This is a genomic window from Kitasatospora sp. NPDC056181 (assembly GCF_042266225.1).
Taxonomy (GTDB): Bacteria; Actinomycetota; Actinomycetes; order Streptomycetales; family Streptomycetaceae; genus Kitasatospora.
This window is the reverse complement of sequence record NZ_JBHJUK010000058.1, coordinates 44,979-50,060: the sequence shown is the minus strand read 5'-3', so window position 1 is coordinate 50,060 and position 5,082 is coordinate 44,979. Positions and strand designations below refer to the sequence as shown.

6 protein-coding genes are annotated in these 5,082 nt (G+C 73.5%); 4 read left to right on the top strand and 2 right to left on the bottom strand.

What is annotated here, in order from left to right; genetic code table 11:
• Nucleotides 1–59: 59 nt before the first annotated feature.
• The gene (locus ACFC1F_RS22290) at nucleotides 60–782 is read right to left on the bottom strand and encodes a DedA family protein (protein WP_209415636.1); all 723 of its coding nucleotides are present in this window, start codon (nucleotides 780–782) and stop codon (nucleotides 60–62) included.
• Between the two features lie 362 nt (nucleotides 783–1,144).
• Between ACFC1F_RS22290 and fbaA the strand changes: the two genes are divergently transcribed.
• The 4 genes from fbaA (at nucleotide 1,145) to ACFC1F_RS22270 (ending at nucleotide 4,095) form a co-directional block, all read left to right on the top strand.
• Nucleotides 1,145–2,167 (top strand): class II fructose-bisphosphate aldolase, encoded by a 1,023-nt coding sequence (fbaA, locus tag ACFC1F_RS22285; RefSeq protein ID WP_148643890.1) that lies wholly within the window; start codon nucleotides 1,145–1,147, stop codon nucleotides 2,165–2,167.
• A 54-nt stretch (nucleotides 2,168–2,221) separates the two neighbouring features.
• Nucleotides 2,222–2,650 (top strand): DUF3151 domain-containing protein, encoded by a 429-nt coding sequence (locus tag ACFC1F_RS22280; protein ID WP_148643889.1) that lies wholly within the window; start codon nucleotides 2,222–2,224, stop codon nucleotides 2,648–2,650.
• A 386-nt stretch (nucleotides 2,651–3,036) separates the two neighbouring features.
• Nucleotides 3,037–3,834 carry a DUF3152 domain-containing protein gene (locus ACFC1F_RS22275; RefSeq protein ID WP_376160595.1) on the top strand — a complete coding sequence of 266 codons (798 nt, stop codon included), beginning with the start codon at nucleotides 3,037–3,039 and terminating at the stop codon, nucleotides 3,832–3,834.
• 117 nt (nucleotides 3,835–3,951) lie between these two features.
• Nucleotides 3,952–4,095, top strand: coding sequence for a hypothetical protein (locus ACFC1F_RS22270; RefSeq protein ID WP_376160593.1), 144 nt, complete (start codon nucleotides 3,952–3,954; stop codon nucleotides 4,093–4,095).
• Nucleotides 4,096–4,108: 13 nt separating this feature from the next.
• Here ACFC1F_RS22270 and ACFC1F_RS22265 read toward each other — a convergent pair whose 3' ends face one another.
• Nucleotides 4,109–4,936: a sterol carrier family protein gene (locus ACFC1F_RS22265; RefSeq protein WP_376160591.1), complete on the bottom strand. Its 828-nt coding sequence runs from the start codon at nucleotides 4,934–4,936 to the stop codon at nucleotides 4,109–4,111.
• Nucleotides 4,937–5,082 lie beyond the last annotated feature (146 nt).

Here is a 5,082-nt window from a genome sequence, read left to right as displayed (position 1 = left end):
GGTGCTGTTCCACGTGGAACAGCACCCGGCCCCGGGCCGTTTCGTCGTCGTTGCGCGGATCAGCCGCGGCGGTGGCGCCCGCCGGCCTGGACGGCCTCGGCCTCCGCGGCGGCCGGCTCGGCGCCGCCCGCCTTCTTCTTCCTGCGCTCGCGCAGGACCTCGATCAGGATCGGCGAGATCGAGAGCAGCACGATCAGCAGCACCGCCGGGATCAGGTACTTGTCGATCACCGGGGCGAGCGCGTCACCGAAGAAGTAGCCGATCAGCAGCATGGACTCGGTCCAGAGCACACCGCCGACCACGTTCCAGAGGAAGAACGTCCGGGCCGGCATCTCCAGGGTGCCCGCGACCGGGTTCAGGAAGGTACGGACGATCGGCATGAAGCGGGCCAGGACCACGGCCTTGCCGGGACCGAACTTGTTGAAGTACTCCTCGGCCTTCACCACGTACTCGCGACGGAAGATCTTCGACTCGGGCTTGTCGAACATCTTCGGTCCGACCTTCACCCCGATCAGGTGCCCGAGCTGCGCGCCGGCGATGGCGGCGATCGGGGCCCCGATCAGCAGTGCCGCGATCGGCAGCTTCGTGCCCTCGCCGAGCACCGACGAGGCGGCGTTCGAGGCGGCCACGCCCGCGATGATGAGCAGGGAGTCCCCCGGGAAGAAGAACCCGACCAGGAGGCCGGTCTCCGCGAAGATGATCGCGATCAGCCCGATGGCACCGAGGGACGAGATCAGTGATTTGGCGTCGAGCAGGTTGACGGCCAGCTGGTTGTAGTCCACGGCCGCAGGATAGCGGGCCCGTCTTTACCAGGGCTTCGCCCCGGTGGCCGAGAGGACGGTCATCCTTTCGGAGCACCCGGTCATCCGTCCGCCCCGTGCCGCGTAGCACGTGGGAGCGGCCGTCCCGACTGGCGGGCTGCCTGCTGACCCCGGAGCGCAAGTCTGGGAAGATGGCACCGGCGTCCGGGCCGCGGTCGCAAACACCCTCATTGTCGAACCGTGGCGGCCGCCTCGAGCCCAGGTACCGGAGAGCCGCACCGCAGAGCCGCGCTCGGCTGCCGTTACCCCGGAAGTCGTAACGAAGGCGTACACAGCGTCGGACAGCACCGTCCGTACGCCGCAACCCGACAGGAGCGGATCGCATGCCCATCGCAACTCCCGAGGTCTACAACGAGATGCTGGACCGGGCCAAGGCGGGCAAGTTCGCCTACCCGGCCATCAACGTCACCTCGTCGCAGACGCTGCACGCCGCCCTGCGCGGCTTCGCCGAGGCCGAGAGCGACGGCATCATCCAGATCTCGACCGGTGGTGCGGAGTTCCTGGGCGGCCAGCACAACAAGGACATGGTGACCGGCGCCGTCGCGCTCGCCGAGTTCGCGCACATCGTGGCCGCCAAGTACGACATCACCGTCGCGCTGCACACCGACCACTGCCCGAAGGACAAGCTGGACGGCTACGTCCGCCCGCTGCTGGCGGTCTCCGCCGAGCGCGTGGCCAAGGGCCAGAACCCGCTGTTCCAGTCGCACATGTGGGACGGCTCGGCCGAGACCCTGAACGACAACCTGGCCATCGCCGAGGAGCTGCTGGCCCAGGCCGTCGCCGCCAAGATCATCCTTGAGGTCGAGATCACCCCGACCGGCGGCGAGGAGGACGGTGTCACGCACGAGATCAACGACGAGCTGTACACCACCGTCAACGACGCCGTCCGCACCGCCGAGGCCCTGGGCCTGGGCGAGAAGGGCCGCTACCTGCTGGCCGCCTCCTTCGGCAACGTGCACGGCGTCTACAAGCCGGGCAACGTCGTCCTGAAGCCGGAGCTGCTGCGCGAGCTCCAGGACGCGATCGGCAAGCAGTACGGCAAGACCGACCCGTTCGACTTCGTCTTCCACGGCGGCTCGGGCTCGACCGCGGAGGAGATCGCCACCGCGCTGGAGAACGGCGTCGTGAAGATGAACCTGGACACCGACACCCAGTACGCCTTCACCCGCCCGGTCGCGGGCCACATGTTCGCGAATTACGACGGTGTGCTGAAGGTCGACGGCGAGGTCGGCAAGAAGAACACCTACGACCCGCGCACCTGGGGCAAGCTCGCCGAGGCCGGCATGGCCGCCCGCGTCCTGGAGGCCGCCCAGCAGCTGCGCTCGGCCGGCAACCGCCTGAAGTAAGGCTCCGCCGCACGCGGGACCTGACTCGTGCCCCCCAGTGGTTCACTGGGGGGCATGACCACAGACAGCCCCTTCGCGGGCCAGAACCTCCTCGGGGGCCCGCCCCCGACCCACCTGCCCGCCGAGCCCGCTCCGCTGGAGCTGCTGGCCGGCGGCGCCTCCCCGGCCGAGGTCGCGGCGAAGTACCCGACCTCCTCGCTGGCCTGGGCCCAGCTCGCCGACGACGCCTTCGCCGCCGGCCGCACCGTCGAGTCCTACGCGTACGCCCGCACCGGCTACCACCGCGGGCTGGACTCGCTGCGCCGGGCCGGCTGGAAGGGCCACGGCCCGGTGCCGTGGGAGCACGAGCCGAACCGCGGCTTCCTGCGGGCGCTGCACGCGCTCGGCCGGGCCGCCGCCGCGATCGAGGAGAAGGAGGAGGCCGAGCGCTGCGCGCAGTTCCTCCGGGACAGCTCGCCGACCGCCGCCGCCACCCTGGGCTGATCCGCCCGGTCCGCACGCACGGCCCGCCGTGATCCGCCGGTCCCCGCCGCCCCTCCGGGCCGCGGGGACCGGCGGATTTGCCGTGGATACCCGGTACGTGGACATTCACCTGGTCTCCATGCCAGGGTGTCCGGGCGGGGGGAACGCACACGTCAGTTCGATGGCTCCGCGACCCCACCGGTCCGACAGGAAGCCTCACCGTGCCCACAGCCCGACCCGACCAGCGCGGCTCCCGCGCGCGCAGCTCCCGTGGTGCCGGGTCCCGTGCAGGATCCCGTGCGGGAGGCTCCCGCGCCGCCGCCCCGCGGGCCCGCGGCGGGCGGGCCGGCCAGGGCCAGGCGGGCGGAGGCCGCAGGCGCCGCCAGCGGCGCAGAATCGGCCCGGGGATGGTCTCCGCCCTGGTGGCGGCCGTGCTGATACTCGGCGGCACGGTCTACGTGCTGAACCGCCCCGACGCCCTGCCCGACAGCGGGAAGACCGCCCAGGGCCGGGTCGCGCCGTCCGACCGCGGCACCCCGGCCGCACCCGCCCCGGCCGCGACACCGACCGCGACGCCGACCCCCACCCCGCCGCCCGCCCCGGAGCCGAGCGCCCCCGAGCCCAGCGCCCCGGACCCGGGCCCCAGCAAGGGCGCGGGCACCTTCACCGTCGCCCCCGGCGCCGCCGCCGCGGTCGGCAAGGGCACCGTCCGCCGCTACCGGGTGGAGGTCGAGGACGGCATCGGGATCGACCCGGCCGGCGCCGCGGCCCAGGTCCAGGCCATCCTGGCCGACAAGCGGGGCTGGACCAACGACCGCAAGAACGGCTTCCAGCTGGTGGCGAACGGCGCGTACGACTTCACCGTGAAGATCGCGTCACCGGCCACCGTGGACAAGATCTGCGGCGCGGCCGGGCTGGACACCCACGGCGAGGTCAACTGCAACGTCGGCAACCAGGTGCTGGTCAACGTCAAGCGCTGGAACACCGGTTCACCGCAGTTCAGCGGCCCGATCGAGGAGTACCGGGCGCTGATCGTCAACCACGAGGTGGGGCACCGGATCGGCCACGGGCACGAGACCTGCCCGGGCAAGGGCAAGCCGGCGCCCGCGATGATGCAGCAGATCTACGGCCTCAAGGGCTGCGAGCCCAACGCCTGGCCGTACTCGGCGGACGGGACGTACCTCAGCGGCCCGGCGGTGCCCTGAGGCCGGCGGGCCGGTACGGACCTGAGACGGATTCACCGACCGCCCGCGACAAGGTTCTCCCGCGAGCGGCCGGCGAAGGGCGAGGCCAGGGCCACCCCCGGGGCGGGCACCGCCGCGGTGGCCCGGATCCCCGCGGCGGGCGCGGGCGACATCGTGCTGATCGTGTCGCAGGACACCGACACCACCGGCCGGGACCAGGCGCTCACCGGCGCGCCGCTCCAGCGGGCCGGGGCGGCGCTCGCCGCCCAACTGCACGGCTGAGTCCGGGGACCGCTCAGCCGAGCAGCGGCAGGTACTCCCGCAGGTCGCTCCGCTCACCGCTGGCCGCGACGACCGCCTCGTCCACCGCGGTCGCCCAGTCGGCCCGGCCGGTGGCGAGCCGGATCCAGGTCAGCGGGTCGGTCTCGACCACGTTGGGCGGGGTGCCCCGGGTGTGCCGCGGCCCCTCGACGGCCTGCACCACGGCGTACGGCGGCACCCGCAGCTCGACCGCGCCGCCGGGCACCCGGTCGGCGAGGGCGTCGGCGAGCAGCCGGGTGACGGCGGCCAGCGCCTGCCGGTCGTGCGGGAAGGCCGGCAGACCGAGCGCGTCGGCCAGGTCGTCGGCGTGCACGACCGCCTCCACCAGCCGGGTGACCAGCATGTCGGCGAGCGTCATCGAACCCAGCCGGATCTCGAACCGCCGCTGCGGGTCGGCGACTTCGGGCCCGTCCAGGACGGCGAGCAGCGCGTCGGCGGCCCGGTCGAAGGCGGCCGCGACCGAGGCCGGGTCACCGCCGAACTCCCCGGCGGCGTGCTCCCGGGCCCCGGCGTCCAGCAGCGGCGCGACGGTGCCGACGCCGGCCACCCAGCGCGCCAGGTCCAGCGTCGGACGGCCCTCCAGGGGGTCGTCCAGGTGCGCGGGCACCCAGTCGAGCTGCACCGCGAGGTGCGCGACCAGCTCGCGCACCCGCCACTGCCCCAGCCTGGTCGGCCCCGCGAGCAGCCGCTCGGCGTCGGGGGCGGCGCAGAGCGCGTGGACGGCGTCGCGCAGCGCGCCGGTCTGGGCCGCCAGCGCGGCGCGGACCTTCGTCGGCTGGTACGTACGGGACTTGGCAGGCATGGGCCCAACATACGCCGAGGGGGGGGGGGGGGGGGGGTTAAGGAGAGCCCCCGGCAACACCCCCGCACGGCTGCCCCGGCGCCTGGAGGCCCGCGTGGGGGGGGCTCAACACACGGCCCCCACAGGGGGGCAGGACCCCCGCCAGC